General features: G+C 37.2%; 16 protein-coding genes and 2 pseudogenes. 13 read left to right on the top strand and 5 right to left on the bottom strand.

All coding sequences use genetic code 11. The annotated features are described in order from the left end of the window. The first annotated feature begins 379 nt into the window (after positions 1-379). The gene (locus NC799_RS15895; protein ID WP_272447424.1) at positions 380-3,073 is read left to right on the top strand and encodes a UvrD-helicase domain-containing protein; all 2,694 of its coding nucleotides are present in this window, start codon (positions 380-382) and stop codon (positions 3,071-3,073) included. Positions 3,074-3,303: 230 nt separating this feature from the next. Here NC799_RS15895 and NC799_RS15890 read toward each other — a convergent pair whose 3' ends face one another. Further along, on the bottom strand, positions 3,304-4,287 hold the full coding sequence (locus NC799_RS15890; protein WP_272447423.1) for an Rpn family recombination-promoting nuclease/putative transposase: 984 nt from the start codon (positions 4,285-4,287) through the stop codon (positions 3,304-3,306). Positions 4,288-4,722: 435 nt separating this feature from the next. On the opposite strand from NC799_RS15890, the gene NC799_RS15885 reads away from it, so the two are divergent. The 3 genes from NC799_RS15885 to NC799_RS15875 all read left to right on the top strand — a co-directional run bounded on the left by NC799_RS15885 (position 4,723) and on the right by NC799_RS15875 (position 7,519). Further along, positions 4,723-5,115, top strand: coding sequence for a (deoxy)nucleoside triphosphate pyrophosphohydrolase (locus NC799_RS15885; protein WP_272447422.1), 393 nt, complete (start codon positions 4,723-4,725; stop codon positions 5,113-5,115). 178 nt (positions 5,116-5,293) lie between these two features. Beyond that, a complete protein-coding gene (locus NC799_RS15880) occupies positions 5,294-6,457 on the top strand; it encodes an endonuclease NucS domain-containing protein (protein WP_272447421.1) in 1,164 nt (387 codons plus the stop codon). Between the two features lie 138 nt (positions 6,458-6,595). Then, the gene (locus tag NC799_RS15875; protein WP_272447420.1) at positions 6,596-7,519 is read left to right on the top strand and encodes a M23 family metallopeptidase; all 924 of its coding nucleotides are present in this window, start codon (positions 6,596-6,598) and stop codon (positions 7,517-7,519) included. 33 nt (positions 7,520-7,552) lie between these two features. On the opposite strand, the gene NC799_RS15870 is transcribed toward NC799_RS15875, so the two are convergent. Together NC799_RS15870 and dcm are read right to left on the bottom strand one after the other, a co-directional pair. Next, positions 7,553-8,941, bottom strand: a complete 1,389-nt coding sequence (locus tag NC799_RS15870; RefSeq protein ID WP_272447419.1) for a Sau3AI family type II restriction endonuclease — start codon at positions 8,939-8,941, stop codon at positions 7,553-7,555. A 76-nt stretch (positions 8,942-9,017) separates the two neighbouring features. Further along, on the bottom strand, positions 9,018-10,286 hold the full coding sequence (gene dcm, locus NC799_RS15865) for a DNA (cytosine-5-)-methyltransferase (protein WP_272447418.1): 1,269 nt from the start codon (positions 10,284-10,286) through the stop codon (positions 9,018-9,020). 370 nt (positions 10,287-10,656) lie between these two features. Here dcm and NC799_RS15860 point away from each other — a divergent pair. Beyond that, positions 10,657-10,842, top strand: a pseudogene (locus NC799_RS15860) (GNAT family N-acetyltransferase); the annotation flags it as partial. A 321-nt stretch (positions 10,843-11,163) separates the two neighbouring features. Here the strand turns inward: NC799_RS15860 and NC799_RS15855 are convergent. Continuing rightward, entirely contained in the window at positions 11,164-12,096 is a 933-nt protein-coding gene (locus NC799_RS15855) for an AraC family transcriptional regulator (protein ID WP_272447417.1), read from the bottom strand. A 330-nt stretch (positions 12,097-12,426) separates the two neighbouring features. Between NC799_RS15855 and NC799_RS15850 the strand changes: the two are divergent. The 5 genes and pseudogenes from NC799_RS15850 to NC799_RS15830 all read left to right on the top strand — a co-directional run bounded on the left by NC799_RS15850 (position 12,427) and on the right by NC799_RS15830 (position 18,950). After that, positions 12,427-13,402 (top strand): annotated as a pseudogene (locus tag NC799_RS15850) (aldo/keto reductase). Positions 13,403-13,712: 310 nt separating this feature from the next. Next, a complete protein-coding gene (locus tag NC799_RS15845) occupies positions 13,713-14,771 on the top strand; it encodes a LacI family DNA-binding transcriptional regulator (RefSeq protein WP_272447416.1) in 1,059 nt (352 codons plus the stop codon). Positions 14,772-15,178: 407 nt separating this feature from the next. Next, positions 15,179-16,786, top strand: coding sequence for an extracellular solute-binding protein (locus NC799_RS15840; RefSeq protein WP_272447415.1), 1,608 nt, complete (start codon positions 15,179-15,181; stop codon positions 16,784-16,786). Between the two features lie 297 nt (positions 16,787-17,083). After that, on the top strand, positions 17,084-18,055 hold the full coding sequence (locus NC799_RS15835) for an ABC transporter permease (protein ID WP_272447414.1): 972 nt from the start codon (positions 17,084-17,086) through the stop codon (positions 18,053-18,055). A gap of 13 nt (positions 18,056-18,068) precedes the next feature. After that, the gene (locus NC799_RS15830) at positions 18,069-18,950 is read left to right on the top strand and encodes a carbohydrate ABC transporter permease (RefSeq protein WP_272447413.1); all 882 of its coding nucleotides are present in this window, start codon (positions 18,069-18,071) and stop codon (positions 18,948-18,950) included. A 205-nt stretch (positions 18,951-19,155) separates the two neighbouring features. Here NC799_RS15830 and NC799_RS15825 read toward each other — a convergent pair whose 3' ends face one another. After that, complete coding sequence (locus tag NC799_RS15825; RefSeq protein WP_272447412.1) at positions 19,156-19,287, bottom strand: hypothetical protein; 132 nt, start codon at positions 19,285-19,287, stop codon at positions 19,156-19,158. A 537-nt stretch (positions 19,288-19,824) separates the two neighbouring features. Between NC799_RS15825 and NC799_RS15820 the strand changes: the two genes are divergently transcribed. The 3 genes from NC799_RS15820 to NC799_RS15810 all read left to right on the top strand — a co-directional run bounded on the left by NC799_RS15820 (position 19,825) and on the right by NC799_RS15810 (position 22,860). Continuing rightward, positions 19,825-20,817, top strand: coding sequence for a Gfo/Idh/MocA family protein (locus NC799_RS15820; RefSeq protein ID WP_272447411.1), 993 nt, complete (start codon positions 19,825-19,827; stop codon positions 20,815-20,817). Between the two features lie 14 nt (positions 20,818-20,831). Beyond that, a complete protein-coding gene (locus NC799_RS15815) occupies positions 20,832-21,764 on the top strand; it encodes an aldo/keto reductase (protein WP_272447410.1) in 933 nt (310 codons plus the stop codon). A 193-nt stretch (positions 21,765-21,957) separates the two neighbouring features. Next, positions 21,958-22,860 (top strand): dienelactone hydrolase family protein, encoded by a 903-nt coding sequence (locus NC799_RS15810; protein WP_272447409.1) that lies wholly within the window; start codon positions 21,958-21,960, stop codon positions 22,858-22,860. Positions 22,861-23,070: the final 210 nt, after the last annotated feature.

The following is a 23,070-nucleotide window of genomic DNA, read 5'->3' as shown; positions in this document are numbered from 1 at the left end:
AAGAGCTGTCTAGCGCCTAGCCCCTAGCCCCTCGGGTCATAAGTCTAGCAAGGCGCTTATGCTTTTCTTGTGTGCAAGATTATAGGATTTGAAGAAGAATGTAAACTCTAGGTCATACCCGTGTGGTGCTAACAATCAATGGGGAAAAGCAAACCCCCCCCCCGCTTATTGAAGTTTCACTTTATTATCCTATAACCATCTCAGCTTAACTTTAAACAACCAATAAGAGGCTCTGCCCAATAATTATATTCTGATATAATATATGAGGTACAAATAAGAATAATAGAAAAAAGTACGTTTCCATTTACAGACCAAAATTTTGTATGTTAATTCGCAGGAAATAGAAGATATTATCTTAACGATTCAGGAGGTAAGTAGGATGTCTTTATCAAAATTATCACCCTATGAATTAGGAGAGACAAATGATGTAGGTGCGATAGATTATCTGATCAACTATTTAAAAGAGGGGGATGATAACGAAAAAAGACTCGCTGCCTCGGCAATAAATAAATTGTCAAAAGCTCATCCGAATGAATGCATCAAATCGCTACCATATCTTCTGAATAATGTAACGTCAACCAAACCTCAACTCAGACAGTACGCGTTAAAGGCGATTAATGTGTTAATTAGCGTTCAAGAAGAAGTAACCCTCTCAAGCAGTGATCAACAGCTTATAGAACAAATCGCAATTCATGATGAAAAAGAATATAATCAAAAAATAGCCCAAGCGGTACTATGTTATTTACAAAAAAGACTTGTTAAGTTGGAGGTTGATCAAGCCCCTACTTCAAGAAATAGGCAAGGGGAGTATTACCCTCAAGGAGCAACGAAGAAGGTTGTAGAACAAGCCGAATTAGCTACGAATCAAACAACAGTAGAATTAGTAAACGAAGCAGATTCAGATAGTTTTTATTTTCGAGAGCTAGAAGGAAAAGGAATCAAATTAAATCAGTCCCAACTACTAGCAACCCGACATTTGAAGGGTCCTGCATTAGTATTGGCTGGTGCAGGGAGTGGTAAAACACGCGTCTTATCTTCGCGAGCAGGCTACCTTATGTCTGTTTATAATGTTAATCCAAAAAATATATTGTTACTAACTTTTACAAGAAAAGCGGCCAAAGAAATGGAGGGGCGAATTGCTAGTCTACCAGGATTATCCAAAAGTGTCGTTCGTGATGTAACGAGTGGTACGTTACATTCCATTTTCTTGAAAATTTTAAAATGGCAAGGTGACGGACGTGAAATTATTAGTAGTGAAAAACAGAAACGTACTTATTTGAAGATGATAATGAAAGACATGAGCTTATCGGATGATTACGAACCAGAAGTTCTGTTAGCACTATTATCCTATCAAAAAAGCAACATGGTGACTGTGGTAGACTTCCCAGAACAAACCCCTGTTGAAAAAGAAATAAAAGTAATCCTCAAGAAATACGAGGATATGAAAAGAATAAACAACTACATGGATTATGATGATATTTTACTTGATTCGTATTTTTTGCTTAAGAACAACAAAACGTTACTACAAAGCCTTCAAAAACGATTTTCATTCATTTTGTGTGATGAATGGCAGGATACCAATCCAGTACAATATGAACTTATCAAGATGTTGGCCATGCCTCAAAACAACTTGTTTGTCGTCGGGGATGATGATCAAACTATTTATGAGTTTAATGGTGCGGATGCATCCATTATTCTGAATTTCAATAAAGAATTTCCCCATGCAAGAACGTACACTCTTGATACTAATTACCGATCAACCACAAGTATTGTCGGCTTAGCCAATAAAGTCATTTCCTTTAATAAACATAGATACAAGAAAACGTTAAAAGCAACAAGGGAAAGTGATGATTTTCCTCTTTTCTTACGCCCGAATAATACGGATGAGGAAGCAGAACTGATCCTTGATAACATTATTTCTGAAGTGAAACAAGGAAAAAGAAAATATCAGGATTTTGCGGTGCTATATCGGACAAACAGCAATAGTCGTGCAATACTAGACCAATGCTTGTTAAATGATATTCCTTATATCACATTTGGAAATTCATCTACTTTTTATGAGCAAGGTATAGTAAAACCTGTACTCGACCATTTGCGTCTTACCATAAATGAAAAAGACACGAAGGCTGCCAGAGGGGTAACTCCAACGCTTTATATGAACCGGGAAAAAGCAACTGATTTTATGTTGAGACAGGAAGCAATTAATCCTAAAAAGTCTCTTTTGACTCATCTGATTGACTACCCTGGACTAAAGGATTTTCAAAAGGAGCAAATTTCGCAAAGAATAAATTTAATACGCCAAATGAAACCAATGAAACCGGTTAAAGCAGTTAAGAGAATTCACGCCGTTTACAGTAAATTTCTTTTGGCCAATGAACGGAAAAATATTACCCTTCATAAGGAAATCGTCCAAGAAACTTTATCAGAACTAGAAGCAGCAGCCACACGGTTTTCAACAATTGCTGAATTTATCGAGTTTGTTGAAGATATTATTGAGAAAAATAACCAGATGGAAGAACTTCGTAAAAACCCACAAGCAGATGCGGTAAATTTGATGACAATCCATATGTCTAAGGGGTTAGAATTTCCTGTTGTCTACCTAATTGGTGCATCTGAGAACATCCTACCTCATAGCTCTGTCTTGGATGCTGAAAATCGAAAAGATCTAGTAATAATGAAGCGCGATAAGAACCAAACGGCAATTGAGGGAGAACGCCGCCTTCTTTACGTAGCAGTAACAAGAGCTGAACAAGAACTTTACATTAGCTCACCCGCCATTTATCGCGACAAAAAAATAGCCATATCACGATTTATCCGTCAAGTTTTTGCACAGCCATTTAAACCAAAGCCAGTAGCTAAAACAACTTCTATGGATAAACAGAAGATTAAAACGAACCATGTAACTTATAAGACCGAAACGATATTGGTATGGGATTGTACTAGTAAGAAGTGTAATGGATGGGTGAGAATCGCAAGTTATGAGGAAACGCTGGTGGAAACGAAAGAGTGCCCGATTTGTGGTGAGGCAATGAAAAAAGGTCCTAAGGAAGTCAGGACTAGAGGGAACGGTTAGGTGCATATCGATAGTTATCTCCTGGAAAAAGGGTCAGACACCATTGACGGACAAAACTCCACAAGCAGTGCCTGATCCTTATTCAAATATAGTAAGTCTCATTTTGCAATGCATAGCAAATAAAGCCTTTTTTTTGTTAACCGGATGCAAGATGAACCCTGTCTCTACACATGGAAATACATCCAATTTTGTCTTTAGACAGGGGCTGACACCCAAAACTAATTTTTGGTTTACATCTCTTCTGCGATTTTCTTAACCTCATCAATTGATAAGGTAACACATTTGGCCACAAGCTCGACAGACATGCCTTCTTCAAGCATAGTTTGGGCTACAGATTTTCTTTCTTGTTCTCTTCCTTTTTTTATTCCTTTCTTCTCTCCTTTTTCTTCCCCTTCTTTTCGAAAAATAACTTCCAATTCCGCCCAAGACAACGGTAGGTTTTCCTTGTCAATATAAACCATTTGTTTTCCCTCCTTTGTTTGCATAATTTCGTCTCTTAATTTTTTTGATAGTTCTACCGGAATTTGTAGTAAATAATCAATGAAGTATAGTAGTGAAGCGATGTACATGCGCTGTTCGTTGGAAGGATAGTGTGCCTTTTGTAAAATCATTTTGAAAAGCTTGTATTTAAATCGATAGCGCTTCTCATCGTTATTTCTTGTTTGATTCGCATATTGCGCAGCCAATATCGCAATGGCAAAGGGATTAGCTGACTCCATTAATTCACTTTCTTTGAAATCAGTAAACTTGAACATGTTGTATGTGTACGTAAGTGATGTTCCGTGAAACGAGTAGTGGTAAGTGTCTGGCCTATAGCTGGTTGAAGTGTCGGTTATTAATGCTATCGTTACAATGTCTTTGTTGAACTTATCATAGATCCGGTAATAATAACGAAACATTCGTTTAGCAAAATCAGGATCCTCGTTGCCCTGTACTTCAATGTGAACAAGGATCCATTTCTCCTTTCCATCTTTTAAGTACACTTTCACAATTTGGTCTGCAATGCTCTTTCCTCTCCTATCGTCAATCACTTCGCGAAAAAGCTCCTGTTGTAAAAACTCAGGTTTCACCGAGAAATCAATTTCCTCTGATAGGCTTGGAATAAAAAACAGGATAAATTCTTCAAATAATTCGTGAATCATCTTCTTCCATAGACCATCATAATCTGTGCCACCATACTCAGCGGGCTTCTCCAACACGATATTTATTGCCATTATTTTATCACACCCTTTATCTTTTGTTAAATCCATTATACCACAAAAAAGAACATTTGTTCTATAAATAACTTTATTATTTCTGTAACTTTTATAAAAAATAGGATGAGCAGGGGGCAAGCACCGATCGTGCAGGACTCAATAATCTGAGAAATGCTGTTTATTATTCTTTAAATCTATAAGTGCGTGTTCCAAAAGTCGACGAATTAGAAGCAAGCAGGTCGAGGCGGTGCAGTTCTGAGGACCGGAATGTAGGCTTTCCCTACATGAGGACCGGAAGAACAAGCCAACGAAGAGATGCGTAGCTTGGTGACTTTTTGAACAACCTCTATAAGAAATGTTAAAATATAGAAAAATAAAGTCTATATCACTGACACATAGAGTAGTATGAAAAATAAGTTAGACCGTTGCCAAGTGTATTTAGGGAGGCTAGCAATGATTAAAGTAACAGCAGCAATCATACTAAATAAAGATAAAATCCTAATAACCAAAAGAAGAACAACAATGAAGCTACCAAACCTATGGGAGTTCCCGGGTGGAAAGTTAGAAGAAAATGAAGCTCCTGAAGATTGTGTCATTAGAGAGATTGATGAGGAGCTTGGAATTACTATTAAAGTCCATAGCCATTTTCTTACCAACACCCATCATTATGAGTTCGGTGATGTTGAACTGATGTCTTATCTGGCAGTACTGATAGGTGGACAGATTGAACTTAGAGAACATGCAGAATACAAGTGGGTAGATATCGAAGATTTGTCAGCCTATGAGTTTGCACCTGCTGATGTACCTATTATTAATAAAATTAGGGAAGAAGGGATTTCGATTTGAACTTAAAAGGCGGTGATAATTATGCTTAAACAAGGAATCTATAAAAAGATTAAACAAGACATTGAAGCACTTTAACTTGAATTACTGAGAACGTTGTTTACAGGTTCAACCTTTGAGCAAGAGTGATTATAGGAACAAGTTAAGACCAAAATAAAATTAATAAATTAGGGGATTTAGCATGGCAGGATATGTTATTACTTTTAGTGATTTTGATTCATTATTCGAATGTGCAACTAGAGGAGTATATTCAACTAGAGTAAAAATACCTAAAAATAATCTTTGGTCGATAATTAATGAACAAACATTTGCTGATTACACAACAATGAAGGAAGGAGACAACATATATTTATTTAGTAAAAGAAAAATATATGGTATAGGGAAGTTGATTAATATAGGAAATGACTGTAAGTTTAAGAATTTTCCGGAAGCCAATAAGCCAAATCCCTATACGTATGATGATATACGGAGTGAAACGCTAATAGGAGATAATGTTTGGGGAGAAGATGGAAAAGAATTAAGGTGGATATGTACTTTCAAACCATCGCCATATTTTTTTAAGAACGGTGTGGATATGGATACTGTTCTTATGTCTAATCCTAAAGCATTTAAAATGCTAAGAGCCTTTCAAGGACTATCTTTCATAAAAGTTGACCATCAGGAAGATAAAGCTTTGATGGATATCATCTTAAAACGAAATGAACTTAATTTAGATGGACAGTTAACGGAGCAGTTAATTCCATTTAACACTACCTATCATAATAAGATACAGGAGAAAGTGGAGGGTAACAATAATTATACTTTTAATCCAATAGATTTTTATAATAATTCCGCAATGAAAAACGGGTTGTTTCGTAGAGAAACCACTGTAGAAATATCTGTCTTGTATCAGTTAGCGTCTAATGATAAGGAAACTTCAATGGTTTTTGGTAATTGGGATTACCTATCGCGTCAGGTTGTTGCCTCGCCATTTAAACCCGTTAATTGGATGGATAAGATGGATATTTTTGGATATAGGTATATTAAGGGCTACGATACTATTTCAAAATATCTAGTTATGGAACTTAAGAGGGAAGAAGCGTTAGTCTCAGATGTCGATCAATTATTAAAATATGTTGATTGGATAAATAATGAGTATTCTTTTGGGGACTATTCAATGATTAAGTCGTTGTTAATAGCTTCCAACTTTTCAGAAGAAGCAAAAATTCATGCTAAAAACGTAGGGTCAAGGAAATATACCACTGGATTACGTGGGGAAAGTGTTTCGGAAGAATGGAACGACATTAGTTTAGTTACTTATAAGTATGATGAGAGTAGAGAAAAAGTTGAATTTGAGATAGTATAATCGATTTATGAAGTCGATGACGTAATGGACTGACCCTACTACTTTTTTCCTAATTCAGAAAATTTATACAAATAATTTTTATTAAATGTATAAACTTCATCACCTTTGACCATTCTTGTATCAAGAGGTGATGAAATCATGAAAGAGGAAAATAGCAATAGTATCTTTCGTAAAAAGTGGTTTTTCCCTGCAGCGTATTTAACGATTGCGGCATTGTTGTTGACAGGAGTGTTATGGTATCAAAATCTGGATAGCGGAAGTCCGTTAGCATCAGATTCGAATGACACAGAAACAAGTAACAATGAAATTTCTCGTGCAGACCAAAGTCAAGCTGGCAGTGGCAACGTAGACTTTGATAGCGAACGTGATACCGAACCAGTAATGGAGCAAACAGAGTCCATGTTAATGCCGGTTGCAGACGAAAATCAAGCAAAAATTGTAACAAAATTTTACGACTATGACGCAGACAGTGAAGATCAAGAAAAAGCACTTGTTCTATACAACAATAAATACTATCAATCTAAAGGGGTAGATATTGCGTCTGCGGAAGATGAAACATTTGATGTCACAGCGTCACTAAGTGGTACAGTAACAGAAGTGAAAAAGGATCCGTTATTAGGTAATGTAATTCAAATGACACATGATAACGATCTTACTACTTATTACGCAAGCTTAGAAAATGTGTTAGTTGAAACTGGTGCAGAAGTAAAACAAGGTGACACAATTGGTTCTGCAGGTCGAAATATTTACGGCCAAGCAAGCGGTGTCCACGTACATTTTGAAGTGCGTAAAGCGGGAGTGCCTGTCAACCCTGAGGATTATTTTAACAAACCAATGACTGAAATCGAAAAACCAGACAACAGTACAGAAGAATCAAATCAATCTGACGGCTCTAAACACGATGCAGAAGGTACAACAAGCCAAGAAGATGCCACTAGTCAAGACAATGCTGTCAATTCAGAAGATGATGGCGATGACGCTGGTGATGACAAGAAAGATCCAAAAGACGAAGGTAAGAAAGAGCAAGAAACAGAGTCTTCAGCTGCGATGGCAAATACCTGAGAAACAAAACCTTGGTGAATTTCCAAGGTTTTTTTACGTTTGTTTATTTATAATTTTGGCAACAAACGTGCGATCTAACCAAAACGCTTGCTTCGTAATCAAACGACCATCAGGTAATTTTGTCTTGTCACTCCCATCTCTAGCCTTTGGTCGCAAATGGCAGATTCCATTGTAACCTGGTTTTGGAAGATTATTTTTAACAATTGTTCTATTTTTCTGCTTAACTGGAATTAATTCTAGTCCACTTTGAATGATGGTTTTAACATCGCTCCAAAAATTTTTAAGCGTGCCTTCAATTTCATGAAACGGCATATTCCAGAGTGTAATTCCACTAAAATAAAGCTGTCTGCTCGGATTTTGTTGTTTGGTCTCTTTGTAATCAAATACGACAAATAAAAACTTTGTTTCATCAAAATGATTTTTGAGCCAGCTGTCCTCCCAGTTTTCCTCTGCCCATTCGAAAAAATCAATATTTTTAAAAGACATGTGTTCTTTAGGCAGTCCATCCGGTTCGAGGCGAATGGTTTTCAACTGAATATTTGCTTTTGCGAATTCTTCAATTTGATCTAGTTTTGTTCCGCGAATACCGAGTAATCCGCTAACAAACTCTTGTAAAAATTTTTTTGATTTATCATTTGTTTCTAATCCTGTCTGCTCTGCAATCTGTTCGAGCGTCAGACCCTTAAACGGATGGAACTTATCTTGAAGTAGTTGAAATAACGACTTGTTTTTCAAATCACTAGTTGTCGCAAATCGAGTTAAATCTTCTTGCTTAATTTCCTTACGTACCAAGGCTGTCATATAACTTTGTTTAAGGGAATAAGCCCGCTGCATTGCCATTTCATCACTGAAGGGCTGACTCCGAAGTGAGCTCTTGTTAGCGCCTTTTGTACAAGCGGCTAAATAGTTAGTGTCCGCTTCAGATAGTTCATGTGCCATGCCGGCTCTTACTTTATCCACTATTGTTTTCCAATCTTGTTTAATTATCTCAAGGTCTTCTTCTGGATAGGTGTGTAAATGAGCTTTTATAACTTTGTAGTCTGCCCGTTCTAGTTTGGGAATCCATTCATAAAAGAGAATTAACATCTTTTGATTTTTACTCCAAAAGCTCGATGTCTCAAACGTAGCGTAAACTTCCTTCTGATAATTGATGATATTTAATACTAGTCTCTCCTTGGCAGATAGTGAACCGTTTTTGTTTTTCTTTATAGGAGTGACTTTTAATTCAATACCTAGGTCGGAAAAATCAGCTTCATTCTTGGAGTTAACTTCATAACCAAAGAAACTTTCTTCAATGATTTGACCAAGCTGTCCTTTTGCACGCCCATTTTCAATTCGATTACTTTTATCTATTTCGCCAAAGTTTCTCCCTTCAGCTTGTTTGGCTTTATATAATAATTCCTCTTCTGTTTGATATATCATGAGTAACACCTCTCAAAAGGTAGTTATTTACATTTATTTTAGCACAAATAAAAAAGCTGATACACCAAGTATCAGCTTAAAATGATAATCCAAGTTGAATTTCTTCCTCTTCACTTGAAGAAGTATTCAAGGCATCAATTTCTTCAATTCGTCTTCCCATGATTTCAATCAATCCAACAACAAGTGCATTACCCATACAGAAATACCGCATACGGTCTGTCATCCCTGCCGTCCAGTTATCGGGGAATCCGTTTAGTCTCTCACATTCGATAGGAGTGAGAAATCTCTTTCGGCCATTGACTTCGACAATATGTGTACTACGGTTTACTGAGCCTTCACTCGTAAGCATTGTTCTGCCGGGCTTGTCCAAGTTATCGGTAGGAGACATGCCGCCTTCTGAGAAGAAATACTTGTGACCAGTGGCAGAAGTACGCTCAATCTTTTTGGCGCCTCGTAAATATTCGAACTTTTCTTCCATCGCTTTAGTAAGATAGAATTTCTCATCGACTTCTATGTCGTCTAATAAAATTTTGCTAAGTGGCTTAGGTTTGACTTCAACAGGTTGTACATGTGACGTATAAATCTTTCCATTGCGCATGATGCCAGCATTGTGGAATCCGAATGAAAAGTTGTCCGAAATCTCAACCCGATCAACTTCAATTTGTTCGTAGTCTTCTCTATTTTTATAAGGTTCTTCTAAGACTGGAAATGGTTTTGCGAAGAAGCCTTCCTTAAAAACAATATCTTTCAAATCATGATTTAGTTGCTCTTCTTCAAAAGCAATGCCATTTTTGTAAGCGAAAATAAACACACGTCGTCTTCGCTGAGAAAATCCGTACTCAGCTGCATTAATTACGCGCCATTCCACGGTATAACCTAGGTTGTTGAACGTTGCTAACATAACAGCAAAATCACGACCTCTTTGTTTAGAAGGAGATTTCAATAATCGATCGACGTTCTCAAGTAGAACATATTTAGGGTGTGTTCTATTAATAACTCTTTCAATTTGCCAAAAAAGAACGCCTTTCTTGCCTTGAATTCCTTTTTCGCCAGACAGGGACCGTGCCACACTGTAGTCCTGGCAAGGAAATCCGCCCACGACAAGCTGGGGGGCAACTTGCTGAAACACTTCATCAGGAATCTCTGCAATATCTTCATTCACGTGTTCACCATCAGTAAAATTCCTAGCATAACATTCAAATGCATCCTGTGCTTTCCTTGAAGGCTCCCACTGATTCGCCCAAACAACTTCAAAAAAAGAGGGGTTAGCTTTTTCCAAGCCAACACGGAAACCACCAACACCAGCAAATAATTCCATGACACGGAGAGTGTTATTTCTTTCCATTTTGCGAACATCCTTTCGCCTTTCTTTCTCTCATTATAACTTATTCAGACAAAAAGATCAAGATCTTTGTTTTGTTAAATTATGAAAAATTAATAGTGAATTGAAAATAGTTTTGCCTTAGTAGACTATTTTAACAAGAAAGTTGGTTGTTTGAAAGAAGGTGTTATTGTACATTTCGAGAAAAATCTACTAGAAAATATTGATTATTATAATATTGGCCTATTACTTATGAGAAAGGTGGAGGGTTTAGGCAGTGAGTGTTGAAATATTATCTAAGATAATATTGTTTTTTGTTGTGGCTTCACTAGGAAAACGGTACCTGGTACTTCAAATGGACAACTGTCCACGAAGAGTACCAGGTACCGTTTTTAAAGGTTACAAAACAATTGAAATTGGAACTGGTAATTCAAGCATAGGGCAACTGGCTCTTTATCAAAAATGTGGATTTAGAATGGTTGGTGTTGATATAGATTTTTTTGTTAGGCACTATCCTGAAGAAATTTTTGAAAACGGTATTCAGTGCAGGGATATGGTTCGTCTATCTCAAAATCTATAAGTTAAGAAGATAGTATTTATGTTGACTATCAATTTTTTACGTCACAGGAAGGTTTTTTATCAGATGGTCTATAGGTAAAATACAGAAGTCGGGATAAGTTCTGAGAGGGGGAGAAACACAATCCATAAGGAGAGGTTCCTTTCTACTCAACCTCCTCGTGGACAAATGTCCACACGGGAAGATATGCCCTTGTTTTTTGTTGATTTGAACTTTCTATGGCCACATTTCTTTCGTATTTCTTATTTATTAATCCCCGCAGACAACCAAGCCACACCAACCCAAAAGCCTCTCTTTCCACCGTATTAACAGAGGCTTTCAGCTTCATGAATATTGCTCATCCACTTTGTCCATTTTAGCGAAGTTCTCTTTCATTTGTTTTATATCAACTCTAGGAGGAGAACCAAACATTCGAGAATATTCACGACTGAATTGCGATGGACTTTCATAACCTACTCGAAACGCTACATCAGCAGCATCTGTTGATTCGGACATCAACATGCGCCTAGCTTCCTGGAGTCTTAATTGTTTTTGGAATTGAAGTGGACTCATTGATGTTATCTCCTTGAAGTGCCTATGAAAGGAAGCAACACTCATATTTGCTCTTTCCGCAAGTTCCGCCATTTTAAAAGACCTATCATAGTACTGAATAATATGTTCGATAACGCCTCTAATGAGATAAGCATTGTTACCTTTTATAGCCATTTGTTTAAGGGCATCCCCATGTGGACCTTTTAGCACTCTATAGAGAATCTCCTTTTTAAATAAAGGTGAAAGTACAGGAATATCTTTAGGGTTGTCTAGTAAATTCGCTAGCCTTACTACCGCATCAAACAATGAGGCCTCCAGTTTGTTAACAGAAATAGCACGTTTCACATTTTTTCTCGCCCCAACTTTAATGTCAGCATCACTTAAAACCTCTAATATTTCACTAGGACTAAATTCAAGTTTAAGAGACAAATATGGTGCATCAGGGGCTGCTTTTATCACTTGTCCGGTAATTGGTAAATCCACGGATGCAACGAAGTAATCACCAGGACTGTAGCTAAATTTCTCTTGGGCCAGCGTATATTCCTTTTCACCTTGAATAATTACACAAAGAGAGGGTTTGAAAACTCGGTAGCTTGGTTCTGTAGTATTGGGTTCATTGTAGAAAAATAAAGATGGAATATCAGTTTCATGCATTTTGTTTTGCACAGTATAACACTTGATCAGTTTAGCAAGCGCGTGCTGTTGATTATATAGCTGTTCCTCCATAAGTTTCACCTCTTATTTTTTATACCTACAATAGGCTCATTATAATACATGTTCGCACATTACGTAAGTACTTCTGATAGGATTAGGCAATGATTTGATACGAATGTGATACCGTTGTCGATCGAATTTATTGCATAATTATTAGTAACAGAAACAAAATCAGCTCATACCTGCTATCACTGATTACATTTTTGTATTTGATAGAATTTGTCGAACACCTTTAAGACTTCGGTACAACTATGATAGAACACAATGAAACTTGTTGCACTTGATTTAGATGGTACTACTCTCAATTCACAAAAAGAAATAATAGAAAGCGAGGAATAATCAATGGAATATGTAAAACTTGGAAATACTGGTATGGATGTCTCGCGAATTTGTCTTGGATGTATGGGCTTTGGTAATCCGGAGCGTTGGATTCATAAATGGGTACTTAATGAGGAGAATAGTCGTCCTATAATTAAAGAAGCCTTGGTTAGGTATCAACTTTTTTGATACCGCAAATATTTATTCACATGGAGCGAGTGAGGAAGTAGTTGGTAAAGCATTAAAGGATTATGCAAATCGAGACGAGATTGTACTAGCAACCAAGGTTCATTTCGGTAATGATAAGCCTAATGGTTCTGGTCTTTCTCGAAAAGCAATTATGAGTGAAATTGATAAAAGCCTTAAAAGGCTCGGGACAGATTATGTAGATCTTTATCAGATCCACCGTTGGGATTACAATACACCAATAGAAGAAACAATGGAAGCATTGCATGATGTTGTAAAGGCTGGCAAGGAAAGATATATCGGTGCATCTGCGATGTATGCTTGGCAATTTCAAAAAGCGTTACATGTTGCCGAGAAAAATGGCTGGACGAAATTTGTCTCCATGCAGAATCATTTAAACCTTATTTATCGTGAGGAAGAAAGGGAAATGCTACCTCTTTGTAAAGAGGAGAAAATTGGTGTGATTCCATATAGTCCACTCGCATCAGGGAGATTAACTCGAGATTGGTCTGAAACAACTCGCCGTTCCGAAACTGACTAAGTCCAAAAAACAAAATATGATGCTAATGCTGATACCGACCGAGCGATAGTGGAACGAGTTGAAGAGATTGCAGAAAAACACGGAGTTACTCGCGCACAAATTGCACTTGCTTGGTTACTACAAAACCAACCCGTGACGGCTCCGATTGTCGGTGCTACGAAAATATCCCATCTAGAAACTTCAGTCAATGCACTATCTGTTAGACTAACACCTGAAGAAATAGCTTACCTTGAAGAACCATATGTACCTCACTCAGTAGTTGGTGCTTTGTAGATATAACAGCATTGTGATAGAATAAGGAACTAATTGAATAGAATTGAATTAATTTAACTTGCCAATTTAAAGGCAGGTTATTTTTTCAGATCTCTTTCGTCTTTTGTATGTTTAGGCTAATAGTATGAGGAAAACGGTACCGTTTTTAGGTACCGTTTTTGAATAAAGACAGAACTGAATCATAGGAGGTATCAGGAGCAAAACTGGATCCAAATATTATTTTTTCTTGTTGTATATCTGAAAAATAGCTATAATCATAATAACGAAAAAATAACAAAAATAACAAAAAGTATTGGAGGGAAGTGGACCGATGTCAAGGGTTACCATGCAAATGATTTCAGAAGTTGCAGGATATTCAAAGTACGTAGTTTCAAAAACGTTAAACAACCAACCAGGTGTAAAAGATAGTACTAGGCAGAAAATATTACAGGTGGCCAAGCAACTAGGTTATTTTAAAGAAACAACCCCATTACAGGTTTTAAACAAACCTAACAACAGCATATTTAATGATGGTTTTGTCCTAGTTGTCATGCCTAACCATCGGTACCAGAATGAACATTCTTCATATTGGAGTAAAATTTTCAATGGGATTGTCGACTCTCTTGAGGAGTTAGATATTGGTGCAATGGTAATATCTAGCCAAAACAATTTATCAGACCACGTAAAGACTGATTCTCTGCTTGGGATTATCACGGTTGGACTTGTCTCTACTGATATGCTTCTAAAGCTTAGTGAACACAGTGTGCCATTTGTTATGGTAGACCATGAAGATCCAATAATTAAAGCGGATGCCATTTTTATGGATAACTTTGATGGTGTTTACAAATTAACCAACCACCTAATTGGATTAGGTCATAAGAAACTTTGTTTCATTGGAGACAATGGTTATTCTCGTAGTTTTCATGACCGGTGGCTAGGCTTTAGGAGTGCTTTAGAAGCCCATCATTTATTTACTGATGTTGAAAGAAAGTATTTGCTTGACATGGATTACACAAATCCAGTTGAAGATCAATTCCGATCATTTTTTTTGGAACCTGAGTTGCATCGCGAGTTGCCGACTGCTTTTGTTTGTGCCAACGATGAAATAGCAACTAAAATCATGGAACTTCTGATTGCGAGTGGTTTTGGCGTGCCAAAGGACTTTTCGGTGACGGGCTTTGATAACATCGATTACAAATCTAAAATAAACCCTCCATTAACAACTGTTCAAGTGTTAAAAGAATCGATAGGCAGACGAACAGTACACATGTTATTATGGAGGGTCAATAATCTTGATTTTCCACCAGAAAAAGTGCTGATTTCTAGTGAAATGATAATTAGGAAATCTGTCGGTTTTCCTAATAACATGAAAACAAAAATAACTGAGTAAAGATTTAACCTAGTCATCATTCAAGTTTATTGCTTTTTGTGAATAAAAGACTATGTTAGTTCATTTCAATCCCAAAAAGGTCAGGTACGTCTCCTTAGTTGTAAAGGGGAATCAAGTATCAATTTTTGGAATTATTTAGATTCTAGGGCAGATTTGAGGAAAGGAAAAATAAAATAAAGCGTTTACAATAATTGGCTTTGGTGTTATTATTTTATTAAAGATAACAGATAATAATAACAAAAATAACGAATGATAAAATTGTTATCTTGTTATTTTTATGAAAGGAGGATTAGGAGGTGAAATAGAATACCATACCATCTTTACCGTGTGAAAATAGAATTAAATGCTTAAAAAAGGTTATATCCGCCGATTATGTAAGCGCATACATTACGGAAGGGGAGAACGAATTGAAAAAGAGTCTAGGATTACTTATTGTTACCGTCTTCATGTTAGTTTTTTCTGTAGCTTGTTCTAATGAGTCTGGGGGAGAGTCGTCGGGGGAAAAAGGAAATAATGCTACTGGAGAAGCAGGAACAGGTCCTCTTAACGTTAGCCTAACTCTAATGGGGGGACCAAAAACGCCGGATGCTTGGGTGAATGAAGCGTTGGCAAAAGATTTAACTGATCACCTTGATCGAGATGTTACCGTTGAGGATATATTTTTACCAAGTTGGTCTGATGCTAAAACGAAAATTAATTTAATGATGAGCGATAAAAGCTCGATGCCTGACGTTCTTTGGTTCTGGGATATGAACAAAGAATACAAACAATGGGTTGATGCCGGTGTGTTACAAGATTTAACACCATATTTACAGAGTAAAGGGCAAAACATTATAAATTACTATAATCGCGAAAACTTATTTTACTCTTGGGATCCAAGTGGGAAAATCTATCGAATTCCAGGAGACGTATCAGAGCCAGGAACAATGACAACGATGATTCGGAAAGATTGGTTAGATAACCTTGGCTTGGACGTACCAACGACAATTGATGAATATGTGGATGTACTTCGTGCCTTTACATTTGATGATCCAGACGGAAATGGAAAAGATGACACGTACGGAATCTCTGGTGAAAATCTATACCGTGCCTTTGCTCCGTTCTTCTACGCTTATGGAGTGGATGTTGAGCAGTTTATGATTCAAGATGACGGTACAATAAAGTACGGTTCTTTAATGCCGGAAACTCGTGAGGTTTTAGAACTATTACAAGGCTTATATAAAGAAGGCGTCATCGATCCGCGTGTTCTTACAAATACAGAACAGCAAGATGTAGATGATATTATGGCAAATGGTAAAATTGGCTCAATTTACCGTTGGGTAGCGTTCTTTAACCCAGAGTCAACGTATAACCTTGCATTTAAAGAAAAGAATCCAGATGGTGAATACATTGCAATTGATCCAATTAAAGGTCCAAGTGGCTTCTCCTCTGACGTTCCATCAGATGCGATTGGTTGGAGCTTCTTATCTGTTACTGGTGCTGCCGAAGAACCAGAAACAGTTGTCGATGTAATTGACCGCATGGCATCTCCAGAAACGTATCGATTAATTACATTTGGACAAGAAGGCGAACTTTACACTATTGACGAAAATGGTGTTTATGACAGTAAATTATCAGTTGATGAAAGAAATAAGTTAGGTCTTGGAAATTACAATTGGTATGTACAACGTAAAGATGAAGCCAATTTAGAAAATACACCAGAGGTCAATGAACTATTTGCTGCTAGGGATAAATCTTCTCGGCCAATGAGGGAGAAAATTTTCTTTGTCAAATCTTTAAACCGTCCAATGTGGACGGAGTATGCGACTGACATCAATACGTTGCGAGATGAAACTTTCTGGGGAATCATTTCTGGTAATCTTCCAATTACGGCTTACGATGACTTTGTTGATCAATATGGGGCTTTAGGTGGCGATAAAATAGATGAAGAAACAAACAAGCTTTATTCTGAACAAAAAAATCAATGGGAAGAATTTAATGCGTGGTACGACGAAAATATTGAGCCATATAAATAAGTGAATGCGCCATGTTAATTAGATAAGTTCCCCTCTAACCAGGGGAACTTACAACATTTTACGACAAGAGAAAGTAAGATGTTTTTTCGGAATTCACTAAATAATAAGCTATGCAACACAATCACATGCTTGTCGATCTAACCCTATTTTTGGAAAGTCTGCTTTGGTCAGCAGAAATTCGTCGCCTAGAGCTGCTTGGTTCAAATTATTAATTGTCAGAAGAAGCCCTTGAAGTTATCGTCTAAATTATGTTTTACGATGATTCTTAGAAAACTAGTCGTGATTGGAGTGAAACCAATGGAACAAAGAAGGCAAAAACTCACATTACATGCTTCTCTGCAACCAAAGACAAAAATGAGCAAAACCTCTATCTTTATGAAAGATGTCGTTCGGGACAAATATTTATATCTCTTATTATTACCTGGATTACTATATTTACTTGTTTTCAAATACTTGCCAATGTACGGAGTCGTCATCGCATTTAAAGATTACAACATTTTAATGGGTGTCATGGAAAGTCCGTGGGTTGGATTTGAACAATTTCAACGATTGTTTAGAACTCCAGATTTCATGCAAATATTCATGAATACTTTTATAATTAGCTTTTTAAAGCTGTTATTTGGATTCCCAGCCCCAATCATTATTGCACTTCTATTAAATGAGCTAAGAAACATGGCCTTTAAACGTTTTACTCAATCAGTTCTTTATTTGCCACACTTTCTTTCCTGGGTTGTGTTTGCGGGGATTATTACAGCATTTTTGAATCCGGTTGATGGTGTTGTTAATTTTATCATTAAAGCATTTGATGGAACACCAATCGATTTTTTAACGAGCAAAGAGTATTTTCGTTCAATCTTAGTTTCGACAGAGGTTTACAAGGAAATGGGATGGGGGACAATCATTTATTTAGCAGCAATGACTGGAGTCAATCCCGATATGTATGAAGCAGCACGGATTGATGGAGCAAATAAACTCCAACAAATGTGGCATATTACACTTCCGGCAATTCGTCCAGTTATTTTGATTATGCTTATTTTAAGTTTAGGTAACATCCTTGAAGCTGGTTTTTTGCAGGTTTATCTGCTTTATAATCCACTTGTATATGATGTTGCCGATATAATTGATACGTACGTTTATCGACGAGGAATCCAGGAAGCAAACTATAGTTTGGCAACTGCTGCGGGTGTCTTTAAATCTGTTATTGCATTAGTTTTAATCTACACAGCGAACAAAATTGTGAAAAAATCAGGAAACGAAGGATTATGGTAGGAGGGGAATGGCTATGGTAGGACTTTCAAAAGGGGAGAAAATTTTCAACTATTGTAACTACGTCTTTATGGTTTTATTGTTGATCTTGATGCTGTATCCGTTTTGGTATATTTTGATGGGCTCGTTAAGTGATTCAAAACTTGCAGTTGGAGGAGGTTTATTCCTGATTCCAGTCGGTTTTTCTGTCGATGCCTACACCGCGATTCTTCAAAACAGTGCCTTCCTCTCGAGTCTTGGTACGACATTGATAACAACAATAGCTGGAACTGCAATAGGGACATTTTTTACTGCAACAACTGCCTATGCACTTTCAAAGAGCCGGTTACGTGGTGGTGTATTTTTTGCTTTCATCGTTTTATTTACGATGCTCTTTAATGGGGGATTAGTGCCTAACTATTTGTTAATTAAAGAGTTAGGCATGATGAATTCGTTATGGGCGCTTATTTTACCAAATGCAATAAATGCCTTTAATGTCTTCGTCATGATGAGCTTTTTCCGTGGCATCCCGAACGAATTGGAAGAAGCAGCAAAAATAGATGGTGCAAATGATTTGACGATTTTCTTCAGAATTGTACTTCCACTATCAAAGCCTGTTTTAGCGACAATTGGCTTGTTTATTGCCGTGTTTTATTGGAACGATTTTTTTTCTACCATTTTGTATATTAACGACAAAGATATGTGGCAATTACAAGCTTATCTCAGGAACCTGATTGAGAATACAAGTATGGCGATAAGGGGTGGATCGGGAACTGCGGTGACGGCACAAATGAACGTTTCGCCATTTACAATACGAATGGCCTCTATCATTATTGCGACAGTACCAATTTTAATTGTCTATCCATTTTTACAAAAGCATTTTGCTAAGGGTGCCATGATTGGATCGATAAAGGGATAAGGGATAAGGGCTAAGTAATGAAGTTGTGCACCTTTGTTGTAGCTTCCTCCTCTCAAGAGCAGTTAACCAATTTTAATTGTTTATCAAAAGAAGTAACCGTCATCAGTGATCTTTGGGGCGGTTACTTCTTTTTGTTTAAGTAAACGACAATAGTGACAATAAGTGTTAGAGTAGCTAATAAAGTCAAGCTATATAGTGCATTGTGTTACGCTACTAGGCTTAGTACTTCGATGTCGTCTGTACCACCTCCTACCTGCCATGTAGTTACTGTTCTAGTATGCCACCTTTCATTAATTGTGGGAACAATCGTTCTTTCATGAACATATATTTTATTCATGCAAACTAAAATTCTTTCACTCACGTTTAAACAATAGCTTTAATTGCTAGTGAAATACGAAAATGCAAGAGGTGATTAGTATCGATAGCTTGCCAAGAGTAATAATGGAAATCTTAGACAATGGACTGACGCGGGAACGAGTAAGAAAGTGGATCAATACATAGAGTAAAATCTCAAATATAAAGTGGATGGACGTTGGCCCACAATGCTGGTTTAAGGTACCTGGTACTATCTGTGGACAATTGTCTGTGAATAGTACCAGGTACCTCTCTATTATACTTTTTTGATATTTTTAGAATCACCTGTTTTTGGGGCTAACCATAATATCTAATAAAATAATATGAAAAGGGAATGGCGGAGTACATTAGCATTTATTTTTCTTTATTTTTATTGCAGTCGAACTAAGGCTAAAAATAAAGTACATTTTTTTTCATAAAAGGATATAAATATCCGAAAATTTTGATAAGATATATATGATACTTTATTAAATAACTTAACAAAGTTGGGTTACATGCTTATATAGAAGGAGGAATTAATATGATTGAAAAGAAGGTGCGCTGGGGTATCATCAGTACCGCGAATATTGGAAAGCGTTCTGTTATCCCGGGAATTCAAGAGTCTAAGCGTAATGAAGTTGTAGCGGTTGCTAGTCGATCGTTGGAGAATGCCCAAAAGTTTGCAGAGGAGTTAGGTATTCCAAAAATATATGGTAGCTATGAAGATTTATTAAACGACAATGAAATTGATGCCGTTTACATTCCACTTCCAAATCATTTACATAAAGTATGGGCAATCAGAGCTGCTGAGGCAGGAAAACATGTATTATGTGAGAAGCCTATCGCACTTGATGAGGCAGAGGCGAGAGAAATTGTAGAAGCGTGCGAGAAAGCAGGTGTGGTATTAGCAGAAGCTTTCATGTACCGTCATCAACAAAGGTATGAGGATATTAAACAAAAAATTAAAAATGGTGAAATCGGCGAAGTACGCGGTCTTCATGGCGTTTTCACTTTCAATAATGCGAGCGATTACAGTAATATTCGCTATACAAAGGAGTGGGGAGGTGGATCCATTTACGATGTAGGCTGTTATCCGATTAGTGCTGCTAGATTAATTCTAGGTGAAGAGCCAACAGCAGTCACAACCCATGCATTTTTCTCTCCTGAGCATGGTGATGTCGATATGATGGCTTCTGGTTTAATGGAGTTCCCAAATGGCGTTGCATTAACCTTTGACTGTGCGATGTGGGCGGAATTCCGAAACAAGCTTGAAATTCTAGGCTCTGATGGAAGAATAGTGCTTCAAAACGCTTTTCTTGGTGATGAAACCTATGAAATTATTAAAGGTGGAAAAACAGAAGTTGTTAAGGGTAAAAATATTAATCCGTACGCTTTACAAGCAGATAGTTTTGCAGAAAGTGTACTTGATGGGAAACCAACTAAGTTTTCTTATGACGACATTATAAATAATATGAGAGCTGTAAAGGGTACACTCGATGCTGCAGAAAAGAAGGAAAGACTAATTTTAAAGTAAATGGAGTGAACTTAATGCAAAAGATAAGGGTTAATACTATTGAAAAATCTATTTCAAATCTTGTCATGGGTTCTGACTATTTCAAACCCGATATTATGGAAAAAGTAACAGAGGTATTAAACAACTATATAGAAATTGGTGGAAACACGATAGATACTGCGTATGTTTATTCTGGGGGGAAAAGTGAAGAAGCCATCGGAATTTGGATGGAAGAAAATAAGCGCCGTGATGATGTTATCATTTTAACAAAAGGTGGTCATCCAAATCATGAGGGTCCACAAATAAATAAAAAGGCAATTGATAGAGAGCTTTCCATTAGCCTTGAGCGACTTCGTACTAATTACGTAGAATTGTATGCACTTCACAGAGATGATCCTGATGTCCCAGTGGGTGAAATATTAGAAATTCTAAATGCTCATGTAGAAGCTGGGCGTATTGGTGCATTTGGAGGTTCGAATTGGTCCATAGAAAGATTACAAGAAGCCAATGATTATGCCGAGAAGAATGGTTTAGTAGGTTTTTCCTTCAACAGCCCGAACCTTAGCTTAGCAAAAGCACAAGAACCGTACTGGGCTGGCTGTGTTTCCGTAGATGATTCGATTCTTGCTTGGCATGAGAGAAATAAAATGCCCCTATTCTCGTGGTCATCCCAAGCTCGTGGTTTCTTTACGGGGCGTTTTACTCCTGAAGATCGATCTAATGAGGATCTAGTTCGAGTATTTTACAATGACGAAAACTGGGAGCGCTATCGTAGAGCAGAGCAGCTCGCTAAGGAAAAAGGCGTTGAAACCATTCAAATCAGTCTAGCGTATGTATTAAATCAATCCTTCCCAACCGGTGCAATCATCGGTCCGCAAAACCATAACGAAATGATATCTTGTAGAAAAGCAGCCGACATCACTTTAACAGACGAAGAAATCAAGTGGTTGGATTTACGAACTAGCTGAAGCGCGGGGACGGTTCTTTTAGGGAACAATCGGAAGTTTTGCGCGAAAGAAGGAACAATTAGAGCGTTACTCTAATTGGATTTATGGTACCTGGTACTACACATGGACAACAGTCCATCAATAGTACCAGGTACCGTTTTTAATAACATACTTAAATACTAACCTTTCGAATTTAACTAGGGAGCTGAAAGTAATGAAGGAACAGAGACGTGAGGAGTTATATCAATTACTTGGCGACCTGCCACCAAAATCTCAACCGATATTAGCTAAAAAGTTGATAGAGGAGAAATACAATCATTTTATAATAGAAAGGTGGACCCTAGATTTAAATGGCGAAGATAATGTTCCTGCATATTTTATCCGTCCTTTGCATGGGCAAGGTCCTTATCCGACTATACTTTTCAACCATTCACATGGTGGGTATTATGAACTAGGCAAAGATGAGTTGATTAAGGGAAATACGTATTTGCAAGCCCCTTCCTATGCGGAAGAGTTAACTGATATGGGATATGCTGTGTTAGCAATTGATGCATGGGGATTTGGTAGTAGAAGAGGCAGAACAGAAAGTGAATTATTTAAAGAGATGATTTGGAAAGGTCAGGTTCTCTGGGGAAAGATGGTTTATGATAGTCTTCGAGCGATTGATTATTTAGATTCTCGAGATGATGTTGATTCATCTCGCATCGGTACGCTCGGAATGTCAATGGGTAGTACCATGTCGTGGTGGGTTGCAGCTTTAGATCCCCGTATAAAGATGTGCATTGATTTATGTGGTTTGTGTGATTATGATAGTTTGATTGAGAGTAGGGGACTTGACGGCCATGGTATCTACTATTTTGTTCCAGGTCTCCTGAAACACTTTTCTACTTCTGAGATTAATGAACTTATTTCACCTCGTCCACATCTAGGCCTTGCTGGAAATTATGATAGATTGACCCCGGCAAAGGGTCTTGATAAGATTGATCAACACTTAAGTAATGTTTACCAAAAAGAAGGTGCAGCTAATGCTTGGAAGTTAAAACGATATAATATTGGTCATTTTGAGACAGCAGAGATGAGACATGAAGTAAAAGCGTTTTTGAAAAAGTGGTTATAACTCTTAATCAGGTACATTATACCTAGGGTGTCAGGCACTAATCGTGGACAGTTGTCCGTTTTTGGTGCCTGACACCTAGCCCAAGTTTCGGCAAAAATGCTTAGAAATCCCATCACACCGGGATTTCTATTTTTCATTTGGTCACTACAACCTTTTTCCGACAATTCTGTATTCTCTTTTCAACGGATCCTTTACCCCTAATTTTTTGTA

Origin of the sequence: Aquibacillus salsiterrae (assembly GCF_028416595.1) — a bacterium.
In the GTDB taxonomy this organism is placed as follows: Bacteria; Bacillota; Bacilli; order Bacillales; family Amphibacillaceae; genus Aquibacillus_A; species Aquibacillus_A salsiterrae.
This window is presented reverse-complemented; position numbering and strand designations above follow the sequence as displayed.